30 protein-coding genes and 1 other RNA gene are annotated in these 26136 nt (G+C 64.2%); 9 read left to right on the forward strand and 22 right to left on the reverse strand.

Features of this window, described 5'->3' with window-relative positions; translation table 11 throughout:
* Window positions 1–155 precede the first annotated feature (155 nt).
* On the reverse strand, window positions 156–611 hold the full coding sequence (fur, locus tag RM463_RS17160; protein ID WP_311430736.1) for a ferric iron uptake transcriptional regulator: 456 nt from the start codon (window positions 609–611) through the stop codon (window positions 156–158).
* A gap of 72 nt (window positions 612–683) precedes the next feature.
* Between fur and RM463_RS17165 the strand changes: the two genes are divergently transcribed.
* The gene (locus tag RM463_RS17165) at window positions 684–1109 is read left to right on the forward strand and encodes an outer membrane protein assembly factor BamE (protein ID WP_299233795.1); all 426 of its coding nucleotides are present in this window, start codon (window positions 684–686) and stop codon (window positions 1107–1109) included.
* Between the two features lie 52 nt (window positions 1110–1161).
* Here RM463_RS17165 and RM463_RS17170 read toward each other — a convergent pair whose 3' ends face one another.
* Both RM463_RS17170 and RM463_RS17175 read right to left on the reverse strand, forming a co-directional pair.
* Complete coding sequence (locus RM463_RS17170; protein ID WP_299233798.1) at window positions 1162–1458, reverse strand: RnfH family protein; 297 nt, start codon at window positions 1456–1458, stop codon at window positions 1162–1164.
* A 3-nt stretch (window positions 1459–1461) separates the two neighbouring features.
* Complete coding sequence (locus RM463_RS17175; RefSeq protein ID WP_132042140.1) at window positions 1462–1896, reverse strand: type II toxin-antitoxin system RatA family toxin; 435 nt, start codon at window positions 1894–1896, stop codon at window positions 1462–1464.
* 126 nt (window positions 1897–2022) lie between these two features.
* Between RM463_RS17175 and smpB the strand changes: the two genes are divergently transcribed.
* The 3 genes from smpB to RM463_RS17190 all read left to right on the forward strand — a co-directional run bounded on the left by smpB (window position 2023) and on the right by RM463_RS17190 (window position 4001).
* Window positions 2023–2514 carry an SsrA-binding protein SmpB gene (gene smpB / locus RM463_RS17180; protein ID WP_195688525.1) on the forward strand — a complete coding sequence of 164 codons (492 nt, stop codon included), beginning with the start codon at window positions 2023–2025 and terminating at the stop codon, window positions 2512–2514.
* Window positions 2515–2554: 40 nt separating this feature from the next.
* Window positions 2555–2935: a transfer-messenger RNA gene (gene ssrA / locus RM463_RS17185) on the forward strand.
* Between the two features lie 148 nt (window positions 2936–3083).
* Window positions 3084–4001 carry a LysR substrate-binding domain-containing protein gene (locus RM463_RS17190; RefSeq protein ID WP_311430737.1) on the forward strand — a complete coding sequence of 306 codons (918 nt, stop codon included), beginning with the start codon at window positions 3084–3086 and terminating at the stop codon, window positions 3999–4001.
* A gap of 52 nt (window positions 4002–4053) precedes the next feature.
* On the opposite strand, the gene RM463_RS17195 is transcribed toward RM463_RS17190, so the two are convergent.
* The gene (locus RM463_RS17195; RefSeq protein WP_311430738.1) at window positions 4054–4641 is read right to left on the reverse strand and encodes an HD domain-containing protein; all 588 of its coding nucleotides are present in this window, start codon (window positions 4639–4641) and stop codon (window positions 4054–4056) included.
* Complete coding sequence (locus RM463_RS17200) at window positions 4642–5784, reverse strand: TauD/TfdA family dioxygenase (protein WP_311430739.1); 1143 nt, start codon at window positions 5782–5784, stop codon at window positions 4642–4644.
* A gap of 306 nt (window positions 5785–6090) precedes the next feature.
* On the opposite strand from RM463_RS17200, the gene RM463_RS17205 reads away from it, so the two are divergent.
* A complete protein-coding gene (locus tag RM463_RS17205) occupies window positions 6091–7323 on the forward strand; it encodes a DUF3422 domain-containing protein (RefSeq protein ID WP_311430740.1) in 1233 nt (410 codons plus the stop codon).
* Here RM463_RS17205 and phnP read toward each other — a convergent pair.
* The 16 genes from phnP to dctP all read right to left on the reverse strand — a co-directional run bounded on the left by phnP (window position 7317) and on the right by dctP (window position 21206).
* Entirely contained in the window at window positions 7317–8096 is a 780-nt protein-coding gene (gene phnP / locus RM463_RS17210; protein WP_311430741.1) for a phosphonate metabolism protein PhnP, read from the reverse strand. The genes RM463_RS17205 and phnP overlap by 7 nt on opposite strands.
* Window positions 8093–8635, reverse strand: a complete 543-nt coding sequence (gene phnN, locus RM463_RS17215; protein ID WP_311430742.1) for a ribose 1,5-bisphosphokinase — start codon at window positions 8633–8635, stop codon at window positions 8093–8095. The genes phnP and phnN overlap by 4 nt, the downstream gene beginning before the upstream one ends.
* Window positions 8635–9783 carry an alpha-D-ribose 1-methylphosphonate 5-triphosphate diphosphatase gene (locus RM463_RS17220; RefSeq protein ID WP_311430743.1) on the reverse strand — a complete coding sequence of 383 codons (1149 nt, stop codon included), beginning with the start codon at window positions 9781–9783 and terminating at the stop codon, window positions 8635–8637. Before RM463_RS17220 ends, phnN begins: the two co-directional genes overlap by 1 nt.
* The gene (phnL, locus tag RM463_RS17225) at window positions 9780–10529 is read right to left on the reverse strand and encodes a phosphonate C-P lyase system protein PhnL (protein WP_311430744.1); all 750 of its coding nucleotides are present in this window, start codon (window positions 10527–10529) and stop codon (window positions 9780–9782) included. Before phnL ends, RM463_RS17220 begins: the two co-directional genes overlap by 4 nt.
* 11 nt (window positions 10530–10540) lie before the next feature.
* Window positions 10541–11359 carry a phosphonate C-P lyase system protein PhnK gene (phnK, locus tag RM463_RS17230; protein ID WP_311430745.1) on the reverse strand — a complete coding sequence of 273 codons (819 nt, stop codon included), beginning with the start codon at window positions 11357–11359 and terminating at the stop codon, window positions 10541–10543.
* Window positions 11356–12210, reverse strand: a complete 855-nt coding sequence (locus RM463_RS17235) for an alpha-D-ribose 1-methylphosphonate 5-phosphate C-P-lyase PhnJ (RefSeq protein ID WP_132042163.1) — start codon at window positions 12208–12210, stop codon at window positions 11356–11358. Before RM463_RS17235 ends, phnK begins: the two co-directional genes overlap by 4 nt.
* Complete coding sequence (locus tag RM463_RS17240; RefSeq protein ID WP_311430746.1) at window positions 12207–13358, reverse strand: carbon-phosphorus lyase complex subunit PhnI; 1152 nt, start codon at window positions 13356–13358, stop codon at window positions 12207–12209. The genes RM463_RS17235 and RM463_RS17240 overlap by 4 nt, the downstream gene beginning before the upstream one ends.
* A complete protein-coding gene (gene phnH / locus RM463_RS17245) occupies window positions 13343–13963 on the reverse strand; it encodes a phosphonate C-P lyase system protein PhnH (RefSeq protein WP_311430747.1) in 621 nt (206 codons plus the stop codon). The genes RM463_RS17240 and phnH overlap by 16 nt, the downstream gene beginning before the upstream one ends.
* A gap of 2 nt (window positions 13964–13965) precedes the next feature.
* A complete protein-coding gene (gene phnG, locus RM463_RS17250; protein WP_311430748.1) occupies window positions 13966–14412 on the reverse strand; it encodes a phosphonate C-P lyase system protein PhnG in 447 nt (148 codons plus the stop codon).
* Between the two features lie 139 nt (window positions 14413–14551).
* Window positions 14552–15343 carry a phosphonate ABC transporter, permease protein PhnE gene (gene phnE, locus RM463_RS17255; protein ID WP_311430749.1) on the reverse strand — a complete coding sequence of 264 codons (792 nt, stop codon included), beginning with the start codon at window positions 15341–15343 and terminating at the stop codon, window positions 14552–14554.
* Between the two features lie 58 nt (window positions 15344–15401).
* Window positions 15402–16427, reverse strand: coding sequence for a phosphonate ABC transporter substrate-binding protein (gene phnD, locus RM463_RS17260; RefSeq protein WP_311430750.1), 1026 nt, complete (start codon window positions 16425–16427; stop codon window positions 15402–15404).
* A 74-nt stretch (window positions 16428–16501) separates the two neighbouring features.
* On the reverse strand, window positions 16502–17329 hold the full coding sequence (phnC, locus tag RM463_RS17265; protein WP_311430751.1) for a phosphonate ABC transporter ATP-binding protein: 828 nt from the start codon (window positions 17327–17329) through the stop codon (window positions 16502–16504).
* Window positions 17330–17551: 222 nt separating this feature from the next.
* Window positions 17552–18310 (reverse strand): M15 family metallopeptidase, encoded by a 759-nt coding sequence (locus RM463_RS17270; protein ID WP_311430752.1) that lies wholly within the window; start codon window positions 18308–18310, stop codon window positions 17552–17554.
* Between the two features lie 4 nt (window positions 18311–18314).
* On the reverse strand, window positions 18315–19592 hold the full coding sequence (locus tag RM463_RS17275; protein WP_311430753.1) for a TRAP transporter large permease: 1278 nt from the start codon (window positions 19590–19592) through the stop codon (window positions 18315–18317).
* Entirely contained in the window at window positions 19589–20080 is a 492-nt protein-coding gene (locus RM463_RS17280; RefSeq protein WP_195688541.1) for a TRAP transporter small permease, read from the reverse strand. The genes RM463_RS17275 and RM463_RS17280 overlap by 4 nt, the downstream gene beginning before the upstream one ends.
* Before the next feature lie 73 nt (window positions 20081–20153).
* The gene (gene dctP, locus RM463_RS17285) at window positions 20154–21206 is read right to left on the reverse strand and encodes a TRAP transporter substrate-binding protein DctP (protein WP_311430754.1); all 1053 of its coding nucleotides are present in this window, start codon (window positions 21204–21206) and stop codon (window positions 20154–20156) included.
* Between the two features lie 290 nt (window positions 21207–21496).
* Between dctP and RM463_RS17290 the strand changes: the two genes are divergently transcribed.
* The 3 genes from RM463_RS17290 to nspC all read left to right on the forward strand — a co-directional run bounded on the left by RM463_RS17290 (window position 21497) and on the right by nspC (window position 24395).
* Window positions 21497–21892, forward strand: coding sequence for a VWA domain-containing protein (locus tag RM463_RS17290; RefSeq protein ID WP_311430755.1), 396 nt, complete (start codon window positions 21497–21499; stop codon window positions 21890–21892).
* A 121-nt stretch (window positions 21893–22013) separates the two neighbouring features.
* Window positions 22014–23213 (forward strand): saccharopine dehydrogenase family protein, encoded by a 1200-nt coding sequence (locus tag RM463_RS17295; RefSeq protein WP_311430756.1) that lies wholly within the window; start codon window positions 22014–22016, stop codon window positions 23211–23213.
* Window positions 23214–23216: 3 nt separating this feature from the next.
* On the forward strand, window positions 23217–24395 hold the full coding sequence (gene nspC / locus RM463_RS17300) for a carboxynorspermidine decarboxylase (protein ID WP_311430757.1): 1179 nt from the start codon (window positions 23217–23219) through the stop codon (window positions 24393–24395).
* Window positions 24396–24518: 123 nt separating this feature from the next.
* Here nspC and gap read toward each other — a convergent pair whose 3' ends face one another.
* A complete protein-coding gene (gene gap, locus RM463_RS17305; protein WP_311430758.1) occupies window positions 24519–25520 on the reverse strand; it encodes a type I glyceraldehyde-3-phosphate dehydrogenase in 1002 nt (333 codons plus the stop codon).
* A gap of 351 nt (window positions 25521–25871) precedes the next feature.
* Between gap and RM463_RS17310 the strand changes: the two genes are divergently transcribed.
* Window positions 25872–26136, forward strand: a 265-nt coding sequence (locus tag RM463_RS17310) for a pyruvate kinase (RefSeq protein ID WP_311430759.1), incomplete at its 3' end; no start/stop codon positions are given.

Here is a 26136-nt window from a genome sequence, read left to right on the forward strand (position 1 = left end):
ATCGCTGCCTGACCGCCGAACAGTGAGTACCGGCCGCGGATAATCGGCCCAGAAACGCCACGGCCCCGATCGGTGATCGGGGCCGTGGCGTTTTAGACTGGCACTGTTTCAGACTGCCGCTGCCTCAGGCTGGCGTCGCCGGCATGCGAGCGCGACTACTTGCGCGGCGGGCCATCCAGGCGGGTCGCATTGGAGCCACGCGGACGGACATAGAGCACCAGGTCGTGATCGACAAGCTCATAGCCATGCTCCTCGGCGATCTCCTGCTGGCGGCGCTCGATCACCTCGTCGAAGAACTCGACGATCTCGCCGCTCTCGCCGCTCTCGAGGCACACCATATGATCATGGTGCTCCTCCTGAGAGATCTCGAACACGGCGTGCCCCCCATCGAAGTTGTGACGGACCACCAGGCCCGCCGCCTCGAACTGGGTCAGCACACGATAGACGGTGGCGAGGCCAACGTCTTCACCGGCATCCAGCAGGGTCTTGTAGACATCCTCGGCGCTCAGGTGATGCTCGCCCTGGGCATTTTCCAGGATCTGCAGAATCTTGACGCGCGGCAGGGTCACCTTGAGACCGGCCTTGCGTAATTCATGGTTCTGGTCGGCCATGGTAGCTCTTCGCAGTAACGGGTAGGGTCGGGTATGATCGACCGAAACCACGATAGTGAAGAACAGGCGCAAATGCAAAAGTTGACCAAAATCGTCACCCTTACCGCCGCCCTGCTGCTGGCCAGCGGCTGCAGCTACTTCGGGGTCTACAAGCGCGACATTCCCCAGGGCAACCTGGTGACCGCCGAGATGGTGGGACAGCTGCGCACCGGCATGACGCGCGACGACGTCATCTATGTGATGGGCAGCCCTCTGCTGGAGGCGCCCTTCGATGCCAGCCAATGGGACTACCTCTTCTACCTGGACAAGGCCTACGAGGGCACCGAGCGCCGTCGCGTCACCCTGACCTTCGATGGCAACCGCCTGGTGGATATCCAGCGTGAAGGAGATCTCGACGGCGCGATCGAGATGCGCCAGGACGAGGGTGGTCCATCACCGGACGCCGGCACCGGCACGCCACTGGCGACGCCCAACGCCGTTCCCGCCGACCAGCGCTGATAACCGCCTGCCTGGCCAAAGACGCCCCGCCGAGCATCCGCCCGGCGGGGCGTCAGCGTCTGGTGTTGGCGCGGGCCTGGCGGGCGGCCTTGGGGTCGATGATCAGTGCACGATAGACCTCGACCCGGTCACCGGCGCGTAACCGATGAGATTCGGGCTCGCGAAGGCGCTTGCCGAACAGCCCCAGGTCGGGAGCACTGAAGGCCTCGGCGGGCAGTTCGGGAAAGTGTGACGGCAGGTCGGCCAGCGCCACGGCTTCGCTTGCCGTGGTGCCGAGCGGCACCCGCAGAGCGATGATGCGCTGCTTCTCCGGGAGGGCGAAGGCGACCTCGACATCGATCTCGGCCATGCCTCAGCGCCCGTAGAGGTCGTTGGCACGGCGCGTGAAGGAGTCGACCAGCTGCCCCGCCACCTGCTGGAAGAGCTTGCCGAAGGCCATGCCGAGCAGGCGATTGGCAAACTCGAACTCCATCTCCAGGCTCACCTTGCAGGTGTTCTCGCCCATGGGGGTGAACAGCCAGCGGCCGCGCAGGCGCTTGAAGGGTCCGCTGACCAGCGACATCTCGATGCGCTCGGGTTCGATCAGGTCGTTGCGGGTCATGATGCTCTGCTCGATGCCGGCCCGACCCAGCGTCATCTCGCCGATCAGGTGTGACTCGTCACGCTCCACCAGGCGGGCGCGGCGGCAGCCCGGCAGGAACTCCGGGTAGCGTTCAAAGTCATTGACCAGATCGAACATTTCCTGGGGGGTATGCCGCACCATGGCGGTTCGGTTAACCGTTGGCATTGCGCTCCTCGCTGACTTCACGGTGCCCAGGGCGTATCATGGGCCGTCATTTCAGGCCTTGAATGGTACCACGCTTCCCCACATCTCGGAGGAAGCCGCCACGGACAAGACACGATACGAGGTTTCATGGCCAACAAGAAAGGCAAGGGCAAGGGCCCCGGCAGCAACGTCATCGCCTTGAACAAGAAGGCGCGCTTCGAATACCACATCGAGGAGAGCTTCGAGGCCGGCCTGGTGCTGGCGGGCTGGGAGGTCAAGAGTCTGCGGGCGGGCAAGGCCCAGCTCACCGACACCTACATCCTGGTCAAGAACGGCGAGGCCTGGCTGCTGGGCAGCCATATTGTACCGCTCAACACCGCGAGCACCCACGAGGTGGCCGATCCCACGCGCACCCGCAAGCTGCTGCTGCACAAGAAGGAGATCGCCAAGATCTTCTCGCGCACCCAGGACAAGGGGCACACCTGTGTGCCGCTCAAGCTCTACTGGAAGGGCAACCGGGTGAAGTGCGAGCTGGCGCTGGTGACCGGCAAGAAGCTGCATGACAAGCGCGCCACCGAGAAGGATCGCGACTGGCAGCGTCAGAAGGGACGCATCATGCGGGAACAAAACCGGGGCTGACCTGTCATATCAAGCAACATCCTGTTAGGATGGACGTTAAGGGGGCGACATGGTTTCGACGCCGGTGACAACCCCTGCGGTGCATGCCGAGAGCGTGATGTATCTCGTAAATCCAACATCACGATTAAATAGTCGCAAACGACGAAAACTACGCTCAGGGCGCGCTGGCAGCTTAATAGCCGCTAGCTTCTAGTCCGGCCCCGAAGTGATGTGCCCATTCATCACGGAGGGGATACGAGCCAAGAATGATGGGATCGCGATCGGTAGCGTCCTCTTGCCGGTCGTTAAACTTTAGAGGACTCGCGAGGCTGGATCCTGACCGTCGGAGCCAGTCGCGTTAAATCAAATGACGGAATCTAAGCATGTAGAGCCAATGGGCGAGTGCTGGCGGACGCGGGTTCAATTCCCGCCGCCTCCACCAATCAGCAAGCGAAAAAAGCACCTACGGGTGCTTTTTTCGTTTATTGACCTTCTCATCGTCCTACCCTCCCCCCACTATGGGCATTGATCACCCCCCGACATTCGGCAGTACCCAGATGCAACCATCAGTAACCCCTGAGTCTGCGTCCATGAAGTCGTTGATTGCCTTCGTGACCACCGCCAGGCTGGGCTCGATGACCGCGGCGGCCGATGCCGAACGCACCACCCAGCCCACCATTTCCCAACGGATTCGGGTGCTGGAGGAGCATCTCGGCCTGCCGCTGTTCGACCGTCGTGGAGGCCGGCTGAGCCTGACCACCCAGGGGGAGCACTTCTACCGGGAGATCGCACCGAGCCTCGACACCCTGCGCGATGCCTGTGATCGCTTCAGACGCCATGGCCAGGGTCCCGCGCCGTCGGTCGTCATCGCCGCCGACGCAGGGTTCGCGCATCTCTGGCTGCTCCCGCGCCTACCGGCGCTGAAGCGGGCCTTCCCGGGTTTCAATGTCAGGCTGATGCCCATCGATCGTGCGGATGACCCCGAACGGTTGGCTGCAGACATCACGATTCGCTTTGGCCCACACGCCCCGCAGGAGGAGGAGCGGCTGGTGGCGCGCGAGGTGGTCTTTCCCGTTTGCAGTCACGAATATGCCCAACAGCACGATATCTCGGGCCCCCTGACCTCCTCGAAGCTGGCTGGGCTTTCACTGCTGCATCAGGATATTCGCAATCCGCGCTGGCTCGACTGGACGCAGTGGTGCCAGCACGCGGGCCTGACGCTGGCGCCCGACGAGGGCATCTTTACCTATCACAACTATGCGCTGCTGCTGAATGCCGCGCTTGCCCATCGTGGGGTGGCGCTGGGTTGGTCGAACCTGGTCGAGGAGTACCTGGTCACCGGCCAGCTGGTGGCTCTGGGACCGCAGATCACGCGCGAAAGCTATGGCTATTGGCTGAGCGTCAAGCATCACCGGAGTGCGGTGATCGAGCCGATCCGTGACTGGCTGCTGGACGCCGTGGATCGGGGGGAAGGACCGCCGACGGAGGGTGCGGGACCCAGATATTGAGCCGCGAGGCGTTGCGGATGCTCGTCTCGAGCATCCGCACAAGGCTGTGACCTCATACTTCCAGCGGATACTCCTCGCCAATCACCGCCGGATCGAAGGGCTGACGAGAGAACACGCGCCGCAGCATGGGCTCGAAGTGTTCGAGGGGAGGCGTCGGATAGTCCGGGTCGAACGCGGCCTGGTCGTAGCGCTCACAGAAGTCGACGCAGGTCTGGTACCAGGGGTGGTCCTTGTAACGGTTGCGCTCGTGGGGATCTTCGCCGAAGTGGTGCGCATAATAGACTTTCTGGAAGAGGCCATGGTGATGAACGACCCAGGTGACCTCGGCACGCACATAGGGACGAATGATGGCGGCCGCCAGCTGAGAGTGATTGCAGGGGGCCAGTTCATCGCCCAGATCGTGCAGCAGGGCCGCCACGATCATGTCCTCATCGGCACCGTCGGCCTCGGCGCGTGCCGCCGACTGCAATGAATGCTCCAGCCGAGTGACCTGATAGCCGCTCAGGGTGTTCTCCAGCTGGCGCAGGGCGTTGAGCAGACGGTCGACCAACCCCTGGTTGAAGGTGGCTTCCAGCTGCTCCAGGAAGACATACTCCTCCCGGGTGCCGTCTTTCATCTGACGAAATGTGACCTGTTCCATTCAGGCAACCTCCTCGATGGATGCGTGGGTCTTCAAGAGGCTGGCAAACCGTTCCCGAGGGCCATCGGCATCCAGATAGCAGCCCTGCAGGTGGCGGTGCCCCTCGTTACTGTCATAGCTGGTGCGACCGTGCAACACGCGGCTGTTGTCGAACAGCATCAACTCGCCGGCACCGAGGGCAAAGCGCACCTCATAGGCCGGGTCGGCCAGCAGTTCGCCGAGCCGCTGGCGGGCACGGTGGAACAGCCGGGTCTGGGCGTCGGACAACAGCGGCAGAGCATCAAGACGCGGGCTGTAATGGACACCGGTCGGATGGCCGTCATCGTCGGTCTGGATCATGGTGCGCTGGGTGACCAGCCGGGTGCCGGCATCAACGAAGCGAAAGCGCACCGGTATCTGCTTGAGCAGTTCATAGCCGTCCGGCATTTCCTGGCGCAGCTGCTCGAGGACCTTGAGACTGTCGGCCAGAGTGGAGAGGCCACCGGTGGTCTCGTTGACCAGGCAGTGTAGCAGCTGGATGCCGGGTACCGGATCGCGGTAGGGGTTGTCGGTATGGGGGCCCAGCGCCACGCTGCGGTAGGCGAGGTCATTGCCGCTGGGGCGGGAGTAGACCTCGAAATAGCGGCCAAAGTTGGTTTCCTTGACGTAGCCGAAGTGACTGCCGACCTGCAGGATGCGTTCGGGGTCGGTGGGCACGCCATACAGCACGATATATCCCCGCCGCAGATAGGCATCGAGGGAAGCCTGGAAATAGGCGGGGTCGTTGAGCACCCGGCTCCAGTCGAAGCGCATCTGTTGCGGCGCCAGCGAGGCATCCCAGGGCTCGGCGGCCGGAAAGAGATCGGTCTCGCCCAGCTCATCGGCCAGGGTGCTCAGGTCGTAGGTCTCGCGATGGCCATCGTTGAAGGTGAGATCCACCTGCTGCTCGCCCACCCGTACGGCCCGGACAAGCGTCAGGTCGGCGTCGATGGCGTGAGAGTCGAACAGCCGCTGCTGGGTCATGGCCTCCAGCTGATCGGGGGCCTGAGTGCGCTCACGTAGCCACAACGGACTGAGTTCATGGGACTGCCCACCATCCTCGATGACAACGGCGGGCGGCTGTTCATGAATGAGAAAGGTGTAACGGCGGGAAATGGGCTGCATCGTCAGGCTCCGGTTGCGGGCAGTTAACCGGCATGCATGCTGCAGAACCCGACGACAGCCGAGTAGAGGCGAAGCCTTATTCACCGCCATGCATTTTTCTTATACCCCTCTGTTGGTTGTGAATAGGCGACCCCATCTCCCTTCGACCCAGGGCTTGTTGCAGGTCTCCCCCTGTCGAGCCGGCCGACCTCCATCCTGAACACCGTCTTCCATCCTGAACAAGAGAGGCGCGTTGACGCAGCACACTTGGCCCGGGGGAGGCCAGCCTCTAGGCTCGAAGCATCTCCCTCCTTGCCTGGTTCCCGCATGCACCCACAACGCGCCCGACTGCATAACGAGCTCCACGCCCGGCCCTCGATCTACTTCGAGGAGCCGGCACACATTCACCACTACGCCTTCCTCGATGGCGACGGCATTGCCTCTGACATCCTCGACCGGATCGCAGAGGCGGTCGGCAGAACCCCCGACTCCGAAGCGGCTCAGGAGATCCTGAACTTCGGTGACCAGACGCTGAAATGGGAGCGCCACACCGAGTTCTTCACCCTCACCCTACTGGTCCCCAAGTCCGGGCGAGGCGAGCCCTGGCCATCGCCCCCGCCGCTGCTGGCGGAGATCACCGCCGCACACAGCCGTAAGCTCATCAATGCCAGCCTGGTCCTGGTGGAGGCGGAGGCTGACTGGGGAGGCGACCCCAGGGCCTACGGCTTTCGCGACCCTGCCGGTTCCAGCGTGGGGGATGGAGACGCCACCGTATGGAGCGATTTCCGGCTCACGGCGGACGGAGTCAATCGGCTGATGCTGGTCAACCGCGGCCTCAACGCCTTTCGCCTGGGGCGCACGACCCGGCGCCTCCTGGAGATCGAGACATACCGCATGATGGCCTCGCTGGCGCTACCAATGGCCAAGAAGATGAGCCTCGAGCTGCGCGACCACGAGCTCGAGCTCGGCAAGCTCTCGGAGCGTAACACCGAGGACGCCGAAGCAAGCTCCCGCCCCCTGCTGGCGGCCATCTCCGAGCTTTCGGCCAGGCTCGAGCGATCGGGTGCCCGATCGCGCCAGCGCTTCAGCGCCACCGAGGCCTATGCGCGGATCGTCTTCAACCGTATCGAAGAGCTACGCGAGGAGCGCTTGGGCGACCGCCCCCGACTGGGGACCTTCATCCTGCGACGCTTCCGGCCAACGGTTCACTACTGTGCCGCTATCAATCGGCGCCAGGAGAGTCTCGCGGAGAGTGTTGCACGGCTCAATGACCTGCTCAGAACCCGTGCTCAGGTGGAGATAGAAGAGCAGAACTCCGAGATCCTGCAGAGCCTCAACGAACGCACCAACAGTCAGCTGAAGATACAGAAGGCTGTCGAGGGGCTGTCGATCATCGTCATCAGCTACTACCTCTTCAGCCTGTTCAAGCTGGGGCTGCAGAGCCTGAATGCCCTTGGCGTGGTCATAGCACCAGGCATCGCCGCCGCCATCCTGGGGCCCCTGGGGCTGGGAATCATCGGCTTTCTGGCGTGGAGAATTCAGCGCGTCAAGAATCACTGATGGTGAACATCTGTAGGTGGCAGGCTGACCTCCTCACCATCTCGCGCCACTCGCACATTGGCCGGCAGGTGGAAGGCCCCGTCTGCCAGCTCACAGTCAAGCTCGTGGCCGATATGGGTCAGGTACGCCATCGGCACCGACAGCCGTTCGATGACCTGCAGGGCGAGGGCGAGGGTGTTGTGATTGCGTGGATCAATCACGTGGCTGGGGTAACCACAGTCCAGCACCACGACATCCGGCCGCCACTTGCGCAGGAATCGCTCGGTGGCACCGGGCAGGCCGCAGGTGTCGGTCAGGTAGGCGAGCCGACTCCCCCCCTCCTCCAGGCAATACCCCAGCGTCGGCTTGCTGTGATTGAGCGGCACCGGGGTGACCGTCAGGGATGACAGATGCAGGGGGCGAAACGGTTTCAGCGGCACCTGAAAGTCGAGTATTCCGGGGTGCCGATGGAGATCGGCACACCCCTGGGAATCCTTGGGCCCATAGACCGGAATCGACGCACCGCATCCCCAACGCAGGTGCAAGAGTCCCTGAACATGGTCGGCATGATAGTGGGTCAGCAGGATGGCACCGGGGCGTTGATGCTCACAGCGAGTGGCCAGATCCATTTGCCCGGCATCGATAAGATAGCGCTGGCCCTCGACCTCGATCTCGGCACTACAGGGCCCGCGTCTCGCGCTGGCGATCACCCGCGCCCTGGCACAGATGCGACAGTCGCAGCCGAAGCAGGGTACCTGGGCGCTGTCGCCGGTCCCCACGAAGCGAAACCTCACGCCACCACCTCCCCGTCGACCAGCCGCTCCAGGGCATCCAGAGTGGCATCCAGTGACCCGCCGTTATCCAGCCTCGGCACCTCCGGCAAGGCATCGCGAAGCTCGCGATGCCGGGCGAGGCGGGCCTCTATCTGTGCCTCATCCTCACGCCCGCGACGCCTGAGCCGCGCACCGAGCACCTCATCAGAGGCTGTCATGACCACCGGGGCCAATTGCGCACCGAAGCGCTCACTTGCCAGGGGGAGTGCACGACGACTGCCATTGACCAGCACCACGCGATCTCGCGCCAGCCAGGCCTCGAGTTCGATCCCCAGGCCATAGTGCAGTCCATGGGCCTCCCAGCTCATGGCGAACAGGCCGGCCCGCTGGCGGGCCATGAACTCCTCGGGGCTCAGGGCGATGCTGTTCTCGGAGTCCCCGCTCTGTCGCGTCACATAGCGGTGGGCCACCAGCCACTCCGGATAACGCTGCCGGGCGGCCGCCAACAGCGTGTCCTTGCCCACCCCGCTGGCCCCGACCAGATAGATCAGACGAGCCATCAGTGCACCTGCCTGCCGGCACACCACACCCGCTGCACCAGCGGATGGTCATCCACCACTCGCACACGCAGCAGGTCGGCACGCAGGCCCGCTGCCAGGCGTCCGCGATCCTCGAGCCCTACCGCCTGGGCCGGATTGCGGGTGGCCGTCGCCACGGCCCGGGGCAGGGAGTAACCCGACTCCATCGAGGCGATGCGGAACACGGCATCCAGCAGGGCCGCCGGGTAGTAGTCCGATGACAGCACATCGAGCACGCCCAGCGATACCAGCTCCGCGGCAGCGATATTGCCCGAGTGCGAGCCACCTCGCACCACATTGGGTGCCCCCATCATCACCGCCAGCCCGTGGCGGTGAGAGGCCTCGGCGGCCTCCCTCGTGGTGGGAAATTCGGCCACGCGGGTACCGTACTCGACACTCTCGGCCACATGCTCGATGGTGGCATCGTCGTGACTGGCCAGGGCCAGGCCCCGCCGATGGCAAGCCGCGGCGATGGCCTGCCGGTTGGGGCTGCTGTAGCGCGCGCTGTTGGCCAGCTGCTTGTCGATAAACGCCTCCAGCGCTTCATCACTGAGCCCATGCTTGCCCTGGTAGTAAGTGCGGTAGGCCTCCAGGCTGACGAACTGACGCTGGCCAGGAGCATGATCCATCAGTGATACCAGGCCCAGCAGCGGCGAATCGGCCAGCTCCTCGAAACGTGCCAGGGTCTCGGGCTGACAGACCTCGCAGCGCAGGTGAAGACGATGATCGATGCGTGCCATGCCATCGTCCACGATCCCCTGCAGCGACCCCACCATCTGCCTGAGCGCGCTCTCGCGCATGCTCTGCTCGTCGATATCCCCGATCGAAATCGCATCGAACACCGTGGTCACGCCGCTCGCCGCCATCTGGGCGTCATGGGCCAACGCCGCCGGACGCCCCGGCCAGGCCACCCTGGGGCGGGGCTGAAAATACTTCTCCATGTTGTCGGTATGCAGCTCGATCATGCCCGGCATCAGGTAGTCGCCTGCGCAGTCCACCGCGGAGGACACGCCACTGGTCCCGCTGTCCACCGTGGCGATTCGCCCATCGCGCACCACCAGCGACCCCAGGCGCACCTCGTCGTCGAGAATCAACCGCGCATTGGTCAGTACCTGCTCGGTGTGACTCATGAGACACCCTCCTTCCCGGCCGTTGGCGCTGCCTCCAGGGCCGCCCCCATGTGTAACGTCAACGGCAGCAGGCGATCCGCCACCCGATCGCGCACCTCTTCGTCGTGGAAGATCCCCAGCAACGCGGCACCGCGGGCCTTGGCCTCCTGGATCAGCTCGATCACCACTTCGCGGTTGGCGGCATCCAGTGAGGCCGTGGGCTCGTCCAGCAGCAGCAGGGGGTGTTCGGCAATAAAGCCGCGCGCGATATTGACCCGCTGCTGTTCGCCCCCGGAGAAGGTGCCCGGCGGCAGCCGCCACAGGCGCTCGGGAAGATTGAGTCGCGCCAGCAGGGTCTCGGCCCGCACCCGGGCGTCGGCCGTGTCGACGCCACGCGCCAGCAGCGGCTCCATCACCACCTCCACCGCCGGTACCCGGGGGATCACGCGCAGAAACTGGCTGACGTAGCCGATCACGTCACGACGCAGGGTATGCCAGGCATGGGCGGGCAGGTCGCCGAGCGACAGCTCGCCATCCTCGAAGTGCAGGCGCAACGCGCCACCGGTCACGCGATAGCTGCCGTGGAGCATCTTGAGCAGCGTGCTCTTGCCGATGCCGCTGGGACCGGACAACACCAGGCACTCGCCGGGGGAAAGGGTCAGATGCAGGTCTCGCATCACTTCCAGGGTCATGCCTTCCTGACCGTGCAGGACGAAGGCCTTGTGCAGGGCGTCGACGCTGAGAAAGGGTTGCGTCAAAGATGTCATGGTCGGCCTCCTCATGGGGTCAGGACCGACGACACCAGCAGCTGCGTATAGGCATGCTGTGGATCGTCGAGGATCTGGTCGGTCAGGCCGGCTTCCACCACCTGACCACGGCGCATCACCATCAGGCGATGGGAGAGCAGGCGAGCCACCGCCAGGTCATGGGTGACCAGGATCACCGAGAGGCCCAGCTCGCGCACCAGGGTGCGCAGCATATCGAGCAGCCGGGCCTGCACCGAGACGTCCAGCCCGCCGGTGGGCTCATCCATGAACACCAGGTTGGGCCGAGTGACCAGGGTGCGGGCAATCTGCAGGCGCTGCTGCATGCCCCCCGAAAAGGTCTGCGGAGCATCATCGATGCGTCGAGAATCGAGCTCCACGCGACTCATCCAGTCCTGGCCGGCGGCGCGGATCTGGCCGTAGTGGCGCTCCCCCAGGGCCATCAGACGCTCACCGATATTGGCACCGGCCGAGACGCCGAGACGCAGACCGTCGCGAGGATTCTGATGCACCAGCCCCCACTCCATGCGCAACAGCGCCCGGCGACGCGCCTCACCGATGGCGTAGAGGTCGAGCTCCCCTTCCCGCCCCACTGTGTCACGGCCCTGGGCGACGGCCGGGCGATAGATCACCCGACCCGCATCGGGTCGTTCCATCCCCGAAAGCAGGCGCAGCAGCGTCGACTTGCCCGAGCCGGACTCCCCCACGATGCCCAGCACCTCACCGCGATGCAGGCGAACATCGATGGACTCGCACCCCTTGCCGGGACCGTAGAGTCGAGAGACGCCTCGCGCTTCCAGCAAGGTGGCACGATTCAGATCGGGACGCTTCATGCCACCTCCTCGACGCGTGACTGGCAGTAATCGGTATCCGAGCAGACGAACATTCGACCGCCTCGGTCATCGGTGATCACTTCATCCAGGAAGGTGTCACGAGCCCCACAGATTTCGCAGGGCGCCTCCCACTGCTGGACCTCGAACGGGTGGTCCTCGAAGTCCAGACTTTCCACCCTGGTATAGGGCGGAATGGCATAAAGGCGCTTCTCGCGACCGGCGCCGAACAGCATCAGCCCCTCGGCCATATGCAGCTTGGGATTATCGAACTTGGGAATCGGCGACGGGTCGGTGACATAGCGCCCATCGACCTTGACCGGATAGGCATAGGTAGTGGCGATATGACCGTGGCGGGCGATATCCTCGTAGAGCTTCACGTGCATGACCCCATACTCCTCCAGGGCGTGCATCAGTCGGGTCTCCTCTTCACTGGGCTCGATGAAGCGCAGCGGTTCGGGAATCGGCACCTGAAAGACCAGCAGCTGGCCCCGCCGCAGGGGCTGCTCGGGAATACGGTGACGGGTCTGAATCACATCCGCCTCGGCGGTGGCCGTCGTCGTGGCAACGCCGGCCACGCGTTCGAAGAAGGCACGGATGGAAACCGCATTGGTCGTGTCGTCGGCCCCCTGATCGATCACCTTGAGGACATCATCCTGTCCCAGGACGCTGGCGGTGAGCTGCATCCCGCCGGTTCCCCAGCCATAGGGCATCGGCATCTCGCGTCCACCGAAGGGCACCTGGTAGCCGGGTATCGCCACGGCCTTGAGCAGGCCGCGCCGGATCATGCGCTTGGTCTGTTCGTCCAGATAGGCGAAGTTGTAGCCGCTGGCGGTAGCTGCCGATCTGCTCATGCTTGCTGCTCCTGGGCCTGATCAACGGAAGTGGTGGCGTCGATATCCGTATCGACACCGGCGCCTGAATCACTGGACGCGGCGCAACGGGTGGCATGCTCTCGGCGCAGGCGCCGCAGCAGTTCCAGCTCGGACTGGAAGTCGACGTAGTGCGGCAGCTTGAGGTGGGAGACGAAACCCGCCGCCTCGACGCTATCGGCGTGGGCCAGCACGAACTCGGCCTGCTGGGCAGGACCCGCGGCGGTCTCGCCAAGCTCCTCGGCACGCAGGGCACGGTCGACCAGCGCCATGGCCATGGTCTTGCGTTCGTTGTGGCCGAAGGCCAGGCCGTAACCCCGGGTAAACTGAGGCGCGGCATCTCGCGAACCGCCGAACTGGTTGATCATCTGGCACTCGCTGATCTCGATCTCGCCGATGCACAGCGGTGCTTCACTCTCCTCTACCGCAATCTCGACCTCCACCATGCCCAGGCGGATTTCGCCGGCGAAGGGGTGGTTACGCCCGTATCCACGCTGGGTGGAGTAGCCGAGCGCCAGCAGATACCCCTCGTCACCTCGCGCCAGCATCTGCAAGCGAGTGGCACGATCCACCGGGAAGTCGGGCGGGTCGCGGGTGATGTCATAGGGCTCGGCGCCATCATCCTCCTCGCGCTCGATCAGGCCCTCGGCGTCGAGCAACTCCAGCACCTGAGGGCAGGACTCGAGGAGAGCGTCGGCGGTCGCGGGAGCCTCTACCTCGCCATTGACCAGCTGCAGAAAGTCGAGCAGGCGGTGGGTGTAGTCATAGGTAGGACCCAATACCTGACCGCCCGGAATATCCTTGTAGGTAGCGCTGATGCGACGCTCGATGCGCATCGCGGCCGTATCCAGCGGTAGCGTCTCGGCCAGCCGCGGTAGCGTGGTGCGATAGGCTCGCAGCAGAAAGACCGCCTCGACCATGTCACCACTGGCTTGCTTGATGGCAAGCGCGGCGAGTTCGGGGTCATAGAGCGAGCCCTCCGCCATGACGCGGGATACCGCAAGACGCAACTGCCCATCCACCTGGGCGACCTCGAGCTCCGGTGTCTGGCGTGGGCCACGGCGACGATCGGCGAGCCAGCGGTGAGCATTGGCGATGGCCTGCTCCCCTCCCTTCACGGCGACATACATGCGTCGACCTCCTCCGAAGCGGAACGAGTGATGCGAGTGCTGCGGGGTACGGCGGACAGCCGGGTGCCACAGGTAAGAATGGCGTCCAGACCGCAGGGGAAACGTGCGCGGTTGGTGGCGAGCCGCTTCATCAGCGCCTCGCCCCGCCCTGCGTCCAGGCGTCGCACGCCAGGAATACCGGGGCCGCTCAGATGCCAGGGGCCGGCGGTATCCAGGCGGTCGAGCACCACCAGCAGGGTGGTGCTGCGGTCCGGGTAGGTTTCGCTGCCTTCCTGAAAGGCCGGTGCCGCCTCTTCAAGAGTGGCGGGAGTGACCACGGCAAAGTCAGCCTCTTCGGGGGTGCCGACCTGAGGCGCGCCGGTGTGGAAGGTCAGCGCCTCGCCCAGGCCAGCGGTATCCAGCTCGGGGGCCAGCCACACTCGTGTGTCGAGATCACACAGGGTCAGTAGCGTGGCCCAGCAGGCGGCGCCGATCGCCGCCCCGGGGGGTGGCTGGGGCGTTCCCCCCACCTCGACAAAGGTGCCCGGCTCGGCCATCACCGACAGTAGCTGCCGATAGACCCGCTGGCTGTCATGAACGGGTACATCAAGGGCATTCCAGCGCATGCTCACTCCCCTCGAACCATGGTGAAGAAATCGACGCGGGTCGCCGCGGCGTGGCGCCCCCTTTCGTCATGCTCCTCGCTCAGTGCCGCCTCCAGCGGCGCCACCAGCCCCTCCTCGATGGCGGCCTGCCAGTGCCCCTGCTTGGCACAGGCGTCGACCAGGGCGATCAGCTCCGCATGGCGGGGATCGCGGCCCTTTACCCAGCCATGCCCCAGCGCGCCCTCGGCGCTGGCATCCTCGGTCAGCGCCACGCTGGCGCGGGTCAGGGTCATCTCGCCCAGATTGAAGGCACTGCCGGTGCCGCCCATGCGGCCACGCACCATGGCCATGCCAATCTCGGGGCCACGCACGCAACGGTAGACCGGCGTGATGCCCAGCCGAGTCCAGTGCTCGGTCAGGCGCTCACGGGGGGTCAGCGCCAGAATGCGCTGACGTCTTGCAGAGCTCATGAAGACACCTCGTGGATCAGTGAGTCAGGGGAGTTCGAGTCAGGAAAATCAATGTGGCAAGCCAGGATGTTGGCCAGGGCCTGGTAGCGGGGTTCACAAGGCGCTTGTCTAGACATGTTGTCTCCTGAAAAGAGGCGCCTCAGATGAAGCGCTTGCGAACCTGTTGCGAGAGCATGTCGAGCAGTGTCACGGCGACGATAATCACCAGCAGAATGGTGGCCGTCTCGGTGTACTGGAAACCGCGCATGGTTTCCCAGAGCGCAACGCCGATGCCGCCGCCACCGACCATGCCGAGCACGGTGGCCGAGCGGATATTGGATTCGAAGCGATAGAGGCTCACCGAGATCCACAGCGGCAGCACCTGGGGAATCAGGCCGAAGCGAATCTCTTCGAGACGCCCCGCACCGGTTACCCGAACCCCCTCCATGGGACCCGAATCACTCGCCTCCACCGCCTCGGAGAACAGCTTGGCCAGCACTCCGGTGGTGTGGATGAACAGGGCGAGTGTGCCGGCGAAGGGTCCCAGCCCCACGGCCACCACGAAGAGCATGGCGAATACCAGCTCGTTGATCGCGCGGCACGCATCCATCAGGCGGCGCATGGGTTGGTGGATCCACCAGGGGGCGAGATTCTCGGACGACAGCAGGCTGCAGGGCACCGCACAGATCACCGCGAGCAGGGTGCCCCAGATCGCGATCTGGATGGTGACCAGCATCTGGTCGATGTAGTGACCGAGATTGCCGGTACTCGGCGGCATGAAGTCGCTGGCCAGTTCGGCCATGTTGCCGGCGTTGGCGACCAGCTGGCTCGGCTGCATCTCGGCGCCCTGCCAGGCCCAGCCGAGCACCGCGAGGGTGAGGCCCCAACCGATCAGCGTGGTCCAGGACCGCCGCAGCCGATGAGCATCCGTTATGGCATGTTGCATGTTCATGAAGACTCCCGATTGAGGGGCCGTCATGGCCCCTCGTGATGGCGCAAGGCGGCTGACGTTACTGGCCGATCATGGCCGTGGTCGGGGCTTGCTCGGCATCAGCCTGCAGCGTCTCCATGCGCCGATTGAGGACGTCGAGCCGGGCATCCAGATCCGTCAGTTGCGTCTCGCGCTCATCCGCGGAGAGGCTGTCGTCGTTGGCAACCCGGGCACGCTCCTTGAAGAGTTCGAGCTGACGAATCGGCAGCAGCTGGTCGTCACTGGAGGGGGCGAAACCCGACCACTGCAGCGGGCCGAGGATCTCGCGCTGGGCATCGGTATCGCCGTAGGTGGTAAAGAACTCGCGAAGATCGGCCTTCAGATCCTCGGGCAGGTTCTTGCGCCACACCAGCGGGTCGGAGGGGATCAGTGGCGACTTCCAGATCACCTTGAGCTGCTCGGCCTTCTCGGGATGGATGACCTCGAGGCGCTCCATGCCCTCGGTATTGAAGGTCGCGACATCGACCTGGCCATTGGCCACGGTCAGCGCGTTGGTCTCATGGTTGGCATTGAGGGTGCGCTTGAAGGCGGTGGAGGCATCGATGCCGTTCTTGGCAAAGACGTAGTAACCCGGCACCAGGTATCCCGAGGTGGAGTTGGGGTCGCCATTGCCGAACACCAGGTCGTCGGCTCGCGCCAGCATCTCCTCGATGCTCTCGAGGTCACTATCGCGATGGGTGATGATCAGACTCCAGTAACCCGACGCCCCGTTGTGGGCCACGGTCTGGGCGAAGATCTCGCCACCGGCACGATCGACGGCCTCCATCGCCGACTTGTTGCCATACCAGGCCAGGTCGACCTTATCGAAGCGCATGGCCTGTATGACGGCGGCATAGTCGGTGGCAAAGAAGGGCTTCACGTCACGACCCAGCTCCCGGGACATGTCGTCGAGGAAGGGCTGCCACTGCTCGGCCTGATTCTGGCTGGACTCGGTGGAGATGATGCCGAAGTTCAGCGCCTCGGCGGCCAGGGTGAGCTGGCTGACAAACAGACTGGCACCGGCAACCAGCGGCAGGGCGATACGACGCAGGGGGAAACGGGACATGAGCAGGCCTCTCCAGGCAGTTCGATGGGTAGTGCAATAAGTCCTATGAGCGGAAGACGTCACTAAGGGCTGTCTCAGCCCAGCGCCCCGAGCGCGGCGTCCATCTCATTGGCCGCTGGCCTGGCATGCAGCTCGTCCAGGCCCGCATTGGCATAAAGGGCTTCGAGGCGACGGTCGGTGAGGTCGCTGGTGGGGCCATCGAAGTAGAGCCGGCCCTCCTTGAGGGCGATGGTGCGGGGGCAGAAGCGTCGCGCCACCTCAACCTGATGCAGGGTAACCAGCACCGTGCGGCCATCCTCGGCGTTGATGCGGGCCAGGATCTCCATCACTTCGCGAGCACTTCGCGGGTCCAGTGAGGCGATGGGCTCATCGGCGAGGATGATGTCGGCGTCCTGCATCAGGACACGGGCGATGGCCACGCGCTGCATCTGCCCCCCCGAGAGGGTGTTGGCGCGCTGATGGGCCAGGGCGTCGATGCCGACCCTGGCCAGGGCACGCATCGCCCGATCGACCTCCTCGGGGCTGAAGCGACCGAGCAGGGAGCGTCCCCGCGGCATGCTGCCCAGGCGGCCAATCAAGACGTTGGTGAGCACGCTCAGCCGGCCGACAAGATTGAACTGCTGGAAGATATAGCCGATCCGGCAACGCTCGGTACGCGTGCGCCGGACGAGGCGGCCGTCACTCTGGATATCCCGTCCGAGTACCTGAATGCGGCTGTGTCGTTCGCGGTTGGCATGGGTCAGGCCGGCCAGATGGCGCATCAGGGTGGACTTGCCGGAGCCGGAGGGACCCACCAGGGCAAGCATCTCGCCGGGCGATACGGAAAAGCCGACCTCGCGAAGAACGGGGTGCCGACCGAAGGTCTTGCTGACCCGGTCGACCAGGATGCTGTGAATCGACATGACGCCTCTCCTCTTGGAATGGCCTCAGTGTCGCGGCATCAGGTTACCGGCAGTTGTCTAGACAATGATGATTGCGTGACACGCGGGGCGTGTCACGGGGGCCATGCATCACCAACTTGAGAAGGAAGTAGATAAAAATCAAAAGGTTATATGGCAATGCATGTTGTCTGTCATCTGAATGACCGCCAAGCGTCATGATCGGGCGACTGAGTCTCGCGTCTCCTACAGCTGCTTGCGCCAGCGACTCTCGACGGTTTCCAGCTCGGCGGGCCCGTAGATCGCCCTGTCGTGCTGACCGTAATGGGCCCAGAGCTGGTCGCCGGCATCGAAGTGCCACCACTCGCTGGGCAGGTTGGTGAAACCGGCCTTGCGCATCATCGTGTAGAGCAGCCGGCGATTGGCGCGCACCCGACGCTGCCGCTCCGTCGGTTTTTCCAGGGTCTCGTAGTAGGCGGTATGCGAGGCCGGTACGGCCTCATCGAAGAGCGTGCCCATATCCAGGGGCAGCCCATCGCCATCGCTCAGGGTGACATCCACCGCCCCACCGGTCAGATGCGGGCTGGGCGCTGCAGGGTCATCGCTGGGCACCGAGACGAACTCCCGGGTGCGGGTGAGCAGCTCCTCTTCTGGGAGCTCGGGATGATGCCCACGAATCGCTTCCTGCAGGGTATCGAAGAGGTACTGCTGAACCCGCCATGGGCGCCACCCATCCAGGATGATCAGCCCCATCCCCTCCGGCAGGGCTCGCGCCACCTCGAGCAGGCGCCGATACACCCCTTCCCGTACGTAGCACTCATCGATCGCGCCCGGCAGGCCCTGCTTGGCATACACCGGGAAGACCTTGATCGGTGCCGGCGCCAGGCTGAGCGGGATCAACGGCTCGTCGCTCCCCTCGATGGGAATCCGGCTCAGCACCGGCCAGTCGGGGTCGGACGCCTCGGGGATCGGTACCGCGGTCAGCCGTGAGAGGGAGTCGGTCATGGCACTATCCAAGCAGCGAGGGAAGCCAGAGCGTGAGCCCGGGGAAGACGATCAGCAACAGCAGCACCAGCACCGCCGTGATCACGAACGGCCAGATGGTGCGAAACAGCGACACGATCTCCAGCCGGCTGACCGCGGCCGCGACGAACACGCAGGCCCCCATGGGCGGGGTGATCAGGGCGATGGTGATATTGAGGGTGATGATGATGCCCAGATGCACGGGGTCGATCCCGGCCATCATCGCCACGGGGGAGAAGATCGGCGTCAGCAGCATCAGCGCCGACACCTCCTCCATGAACATGCCGGTCACGAAGGTGATCGCGCTGAGCATCAGCAGGATCACCATCGGTCGCTCGATATAGGGGTCGAGCAGCGCGACGAACTGATTGGGCACCTGGGCATAGGAGAGCAACCAGCTGATGGTGGCCGAGGCGGCCATGATCATGAAGATGGCCGAGGTCAGGCGGGTGGTATCGACGATGGCCTTCCACAGGTCGGCCAGGCGGAGCTTCCCCAGCAGCGCGCCACATAGCGCGACATAGAGGACGGTCAACGCCGCGGACTCCGTGGGGGTGACGAAGCCCATGACGATACCCGCCACGATGATAAAGGGGGCGACCAGGGCCGGGAGCGCCCCCACCGCCGTTACCATCAGCTCACCTGCGCCGGGCAGGCCTCCGCGCTTCTGCAGGCCCACGCGCCAGGCATACAGGGCATTCATGCCCATGAACGCGGCCCCCAGCAGCAGACCGGGAATCACGCCGGCGAGGAACAGATCACCCACCGAGGTGTTGGTCAGCGAGGCGTAGAGGATCATGAAGATGCTCGGCGGGATGATCGGCCCGATCAATGAGCTGCCCGCGGTCAACCCGGCCGCGAAGGCAGTGGAGTAGCCCTCCTTGCGCATGGGAGGCACCAGCAGCGACCCCAGCGCCGAGGTGTCGGCCACGGCCGACCCGTTGACCCCGGCAAAGAACACGCTCGACACCACGTTGACGTGCCCCATGCCCCCTCTCAGATGGCCGACCAGCAGCTTGGCGAAGGCCATCAGGCGGTCGGTGAGGCGGGTCACGTTCATCAGGTTGCCGGCCAGGATAAACAGCGGAATCGCCATCAGCGAGAAGGCGTTGATGCCGCCGAAGAACTGCTGGGGGAGCATGCGCGGAATCATGCTCGTATCGACGAACAGGAACCCGACCAGCGAGGTGGCCAGCAGCGACACGAAAAGCGGAAGACCCAGCAGCACATGCACCAGGAAGACGGCCAGCATGGTGAGGGTCATGTCGCCTCCTCCGTGGGCTCCCTGAGTGGCGCCGGCCCATACCAGAGCGCCTGCCAGGCCAGCAGGGCGAAGCCCACCGGAAGCGCCATCATCGGCACCGTTCGGCTGACCCCGAGACCCTGACTGGTGAACATCGAGACCGACAGCGCGTAACGGTAGCTGAAGAGGGCCGCGGCAATCGCGATGCCCAGCGTCAGCAGCCACTGGTAGAGGTTCAGCAGACGACGGAGCGGCACCGGCAGCAGGCGCTCGATCAGGGCGACCCGCATATGGCCCCCCTCGATCCAGACGGCACCTGCCGCGAGCAGGACGCTGCCGATGATCAGGTAGCGAGCCAGCTCATCCGTCCAGATGGGGGCGCCACCGGCCAGGTAGCGCATGAAGACGCCGAACAGGATGATGGCCAGGTCCAGCAACAACAGCGAGCCGGCCACCGTTAGCGACACACGGCGGCTGAACCCCAGCACGCGAGCACTCAAGGATGGCATGAAAGGTTCCGCGATGATCAATGGGGCCGTGCGCAGGGCGGGCAGTAACGCCTGCCCTGCGCCATGGGACCGGTTACTCGGTCAGGTGGGTCATGCCGGCATCTTCCAGGGCCATGTCGATGAAGCGGGGGGCGATATCACGCTCCTTGAGCCACTCCATGTAGGCCGGCTGCCCCAGCTCGCGAAACTCGCCGAGCTCCTCCTCGGACGGCCGAATGACCTCCATGCCCTGCTCCTCGAGATAGGCGATGCGCTCGTCCACCCTGGCCTCGTTGTCGTCACGCGCCAGCTGGTTGGCCTCGGCGACCGCCTCCAGGAAGGCCTCTCGCATCTCCTCGTCCCAGCCATCGATCATCTTGCCGTTGCCGACCAGAAACTGGTCCGAGTACTGAATGTTGGCCAGGGTCAGGTAGTCCTGCACCTCGTAGAGGCTGCCGAGGATGATGTACATCGGCGGGTTCATCTGGCCATCGGCGACCCCCGTGCGCAGTGCCATGTAGACCTCGGTCCAGGGGATTGGGGTACCCGAGGCGCCGAAGGCTTCATAGAGTGCCACCTGGCTGGGGTCCATGGCGCGGAAGCGCAGCCCTTCGAAATCGCTGGGTGACGAGATGGGCCGCTCATCGTTGGTGAAGGCCAAGAAGCCTCCCTCCTCGACCACGGCCAGCAACGCCAGACCGGTGCGCTCACGCAGCGCCTCTTCCACCGCCTGCCAGTACTCCCCCTCGTCGAAGAAGGTGCGTGCCGCCTCGAAGTCATCGAACAGGAACGGGATGGCACTGACGAAGACCTCGGGAACCACGGGCGACATGCCGGCGAAGGAGGCGATATTGAGGCTGGGGGTGTTCATCACCTGCTCCATGCGCTCCTCCTCCTCGCCTAGCATGCTGTTGGGGTAGAGCTTCAGCTCGATCTCGCCAGCGGTCTTCTCCTCGACCAGCTCCTTGAGGTTGGTAGCGAAGACATGGACGGCGTTCTTGTCGGGGTCCGGGGCGCCGTTGTAGCCGATGTTCACGGTGGTGGCGGCCTGCACGCTGCCAGCGAAGGCAATGCCAAGGCCAGCGGCCAACAGCGACGCCGCCGTCAGGGAGCGAGAGGCGAAGGGGTAACGAAGGAACGGGCTCATGCTGATCTCCAATGACTTGTTGTTGATAAAGAGTGCGGATGAAGACGGCTGGTGAAGCCCCGGCGGCGCCGGCATATCAGCAGATTAGGGTTGAGCCGTTAACTAATCAAATCCATACGTCGCCCACCTCTCTGCACGAAGGGGCGCTGTCAGCTCCCGCTCCGTCAACATCAAGCCTTGGCTCCTGGGCCTCGATGTCACTTGGAATGTTGAAAACCAGCCATAGCCCACCAGCAGCGAGTCTAAGCTGGAGACTGCACTCCCGATCCGCCGTACGCGAGGAAACGAACATGAGACGGATCACTCCGACACTGGCGGCGATGATGACCACCGCCGGCCTTTCCTCTGCGGCTCCGGCCAGTGCCACAGAGGATGTCGTGATTGTCTATGACGCCTCGGGCTCCATGTGGAGACAGGTCGATGGCACCAGCAAGATCGAGGTCGCCCGTGACGTGATGGCTGAACTGGTGAGCCAATGGGATGCCGATACCAGGCTTGGTCTGGTTGCCTACGGCCATCGCCGTCAGGGCGACTGCCGTGATATCGAAACGCTGGTTGAGCCGGGGCCAATCGACAAGGCCCACTTCATCGACATGTATGGAAAGCCTTTAGAGGGCTCTCCATGCATGTCGATATCAGCAGTCTGCCGCTCACCCCAGATTACTGCTTCATCGCCTTCAGCTTGACACCAAAACCACTTGATACCAGCCTCGGAGGGCGCCATTATCAGCGTCCTCTCGTCACCCCCTGCCGGGGAGCCGGGCGAGGCTGAGACACTTCCTCTCTACCCGATCTGGATGCGAACCCATGAGCAAAGTCCTGATTATCGGCGCCGGCGGCGTCGGCGGCGTCGTGACCCACAAGTGCGCGCAGCACCCCGAAGTCTTCAGCGAGATCATGCTGGCCAGCCGCAACGAGGCGAAGTGCCAGGCCATCGCCGAGCAGCTGGATCGCCCGATTCAGACCGCCCAGGTGGATGCGGACGATGTCGAGGCACTGGTCGCGCTGATCGAGTCATTCAAGCCCGATGTGCTGATCCACGTGGCCCTGCCCTACCAGGACCTGACCATCATGGAGGCCTGCCTGCGCACCGGCGTGCCCTATCTGGATACCGCCAACTACGAGCATCCCGACGAGGCGAAGTTCGAGTACAAGGAGCAGTGGGCCTTCCAGGAGCGCTACGCCGAGGCCGGCAACATGGCTACCCTGGGCTGCGGCTTCGACCCGGGCATGACCAATATCTACTGCGCCTACGCTCAGAAGAACCTGTTCGACGAGATCCATCGCATCGATATCCTCGATGCCAACGGCGGCGACCATGGCTATCCCTTCGCCACCAACTTCAATCCGGAGATCAATATTCGCGAGATCACCGCGAAGGGTCGCTACTGGGAGAAGGGAGAGTGGAAGGAGACCGCGCCGCTGGCCGAGAAGCGCACCTTCGACTTCGACGGCATCGGCGAGAAGGATATCTACCTCCTCTATCACGAGGAGATGGAATCCCTGTGTCAGAACATCAAGGGGCTGGAGCGCATCCGCTTCTGGATGACCTTCTCCGACAAGTACATCACCCACCTCAAGGTGCTCGAGAACGTCGGCATGACCAGCATCGAGCCGATCGAGGTGAACGGCACCGAGATCGCACCCCTGGAGTTCCTCAAGGCGGTGCTGCCCGACCCGGCATCACTGGGCCCGCGCACCAAGGGCAAGACCAACATCGGCATCATTGCCGACGGTATCAAGGACGGCAAGCGCCGCAAGGTGCATATCTACAACATCTGCGACCACGAGCAGTGCTACGCGGAGGTCAAGTCCCAGGCCATCTCCTACACCACCGGCGTGCCGGCGGTGACCGGCGCCATGCTGATGCTTGCGGGCATCTGGAAGGGTGACGGCGTGTTCAACGTCGAGCAGCTCGATCCTGACCCCTTCATGGCGCGCATCGGCGAGATGGGCCTGCCCTGGCAGGTGGTCGAGCTCGACCCCGACCACGACCCGCTGGCCTGAGCCATGGCGAACGCACGCGAGCAGGGCCTGGACTCCAAGCTCAATTTCGACGTTATGGCCTGCCCCTCCCCGGCCTATGTGGTGGACGATGCCCTGCTGCGCCGCAACCTGGAGCGCCTCGGCGAGGTCCAGGCGGCGAGCGGTGCGAGGATCCTGCTGGCCCTGAAGGGCTTCGCCATGTGGGACACCTTCCCGCTGGTGCGCCAGTACCTGGTGGGCACCACCTCCAGCGGCCAGGACGAGGCGCGCCTGGGCGCCGAGACCTTCGGAGGCGAGGTGCACTGCTACTCGCCGGCCTTTACCGAGGAGGAGTTGCGGGTGGTGCTGCGCTATGCCGACCACCTCAGCTTCAACTCCCCGGGCCAGTGGCGGCGCTTCCGCGAGACGATCGCGGCGGCGCCACGCCGGGTCTCCTGCGGGATGCGGGTCAACCCCGAGCACTCCACGGGCGACGTGCCGCTCTACGACCCCTGCGCGCCGGGCTCACGGCTCGGCACCCGCTCGGGGGACCTGACGCCGGCGGATCTCGAGGGCCTCGAGGGGCTGCACTTTCATACCCTGTGTGAACAGAACAGCGACGACCTGGAGACGACCCTGGCGGCCTTCGAGACACGATTCGGCCACTATCTCGGTAGCCTCAAGTGGGTCAACTTCGGTGGCGGCCATCATATTACCCGCGACGACTACGACATCGAGCGGCTGGTGCGGGTGGTTCGCGGCTTCCGTGCGCGCCACCCGCATCTGACGGTCTATCTGGAGCCGGGCGAGGCCATCGCGCTGAACACCGGCTACCTGGTCTGCACGGTGCTGGATATCGTCGACAACGACGGCGCTATCGCCATCCTCGACACCTCCGCCACCGCGCATATGCCCGATGTGCTGGAGATGCCCTACCGCCCCGAGATCATCGGTGGCGGCGAGCCGGGCGAGAAGGCCCACACCTACCGCCTGGGTGGCCAGACCTGCCTGGCCGGCGATATCGTCGGCGAGTACAGCTTCGATGCGCCACTCGCCATCGGCGACCGGCTGGTGTTCACCGACATGGCGCACTACACCATGGTCAAGACCACCACCTTCAATGGCATTCGCCTGCCGTCGATCTGCCGGATCGATGAAACCAGTCGCGAGGTACGCACGGTGCGCACCTTCGGCTACGTGGACTACATGCAGCGACTCAGCTGACCATCCACCGAGCCCGACCCCAGCGAGAGGCGCCTTCCTTCGAGAGGCGGCCATCTTCGAGAGACGCCCCCTTCAGGGGGCGTCTTGCGTTTCCTGCGCCTGCCAGGTGCCGACTCACGCCGTTCAAGCGGCGGCGTGCATCGCCAGGGCGGTATCCAGCATGCGGTTGGAGAAGCCCCACTCGTTGTCATACCAGGCCATCACCTTGACCAGGCGACCATTCACCCGGGTGTGATTGGCGTCGAAGGTCGAGGAGTGGGCGTCGTGGTTGAAGTCGATGGAGACCAGCGGCTGGGCATTGACCGCCAGCACCGGTGAGGCCTCGGCCGCACTGGCCACGATCTCGTTGATCTCTTCCCTGGTAGTCTCGCGTCCGGCGGTAAAGGTCAGGTCCACCAGCGAGACGTTGATCACCGGTACGCGCACGGCCAGGCCATCGAACTTGCCGGCGAGCTCCGGCAGTACCAGGCCGACCGCGGCGGCGGCGCCCGTCTTGGTGGGAATCATGGAGTGGGTCGCGCTTCGCGCCCGGTAGGGGTCGCTGTGGTAGACGTCGGAGAGGTTCTGGTCGTTGGTGTAGGCGTGCACCGTGGTCATCAGGCCGTTCTCGATACCCACCGCATCGTTGAGCGCCTTGGCCACCGGGGCCAGGCAGTTGGTGGTGCAGGAAGCATTGGAGACCACGCGATGCTCGGCGCTGAGCACCGCCTCGTTGACCCCATAGACCACGGTGGCATCGGCGTCGGGACTCGGCGCAGAGATCAGCACCCGCTCGGCGCCGGCCTCGAGATGCCTGGCGGCGTCGGCCCGCTTGGTAAACAGGCCGGTGCACTCCATCACCAGGTCCACCTCCAGGCTCTTCCAGGGCAAGCGTGCAGGATCACGTTCCGAGAGGATCGCGATCCGGTCGCCGTCGACGCTCATGCTCTGCTCGTCATGCTCGACCTTGAAGGGGAAGTGGCCATGCACGGTGTCATGGCGCAACAGATGGGCATTGAGGGAAGGGTCGCCCAGGTCGTTGATGGCCACCACCTGAATGTGGTCGCGATAGCCGTTCTCGTAGAGGGCACGCAGCACATTGCGGCCGATACGGCCGAACCCGTTGATGGCAATCTTGAGCATCATTTCCTCTCTCCTCCAGTGGCATCTTGCGGGGGGATATGGTCGAACCTGCTGGCGTGGGTCCCGTGTCGTAAGCAAACGAGGCCATGCCCTGCGGCTCGTGTCATGTCTCTCAATGTGACGCAAACTGATCAGGGACTCAATAGAAATTAAGTAAGTTTACAACATTTACCCAGTTTAAGGTCGCTCACCCCTTATTCAATAAAGCCAAAAATAACTCCAACTTACTGAAAATAAAATTTAAAAATCCCAGAATGTGGGCGATCCCGGGCCTCCCCCAAGGTGTAGTAAAGATACTGGTAAACGGCTAACCTTGTAGTCTGACTACTCGCCATGCCACTGGAGGCCCGTCCAATGTCGACACAGCCCATCCACCACCCCATTCGCCGCACCAAGATCGTCGCCACCCTGGGTCCCGCCAGCGACCGCAAGGGCGTGCTCGAGGCCATGATCGCGGCCGGTGTCGACGTGGTGCGCCTCAACTTCTCCCATGGCACTGCCGACGATCACCGCCGCCGCCTGGAGCGAGTCCGCGAGATCGCCGCTCGCCTGGGCAGAAGCGTCGCCGCCCTGGGCGATCTGCAGGGGCCGAAGATCCGCATCGCCCGCTTCCGTGACG

Origin of the sequence: Halomonas sp. LES1 (genome assembly GCF_031846005.1) — a bacterium.
Lineage (GTDB): Bacteria > Pseudomonadota > Gammaproteobacteria > Pseudomonadales > Halomonadaceae > Halomonas.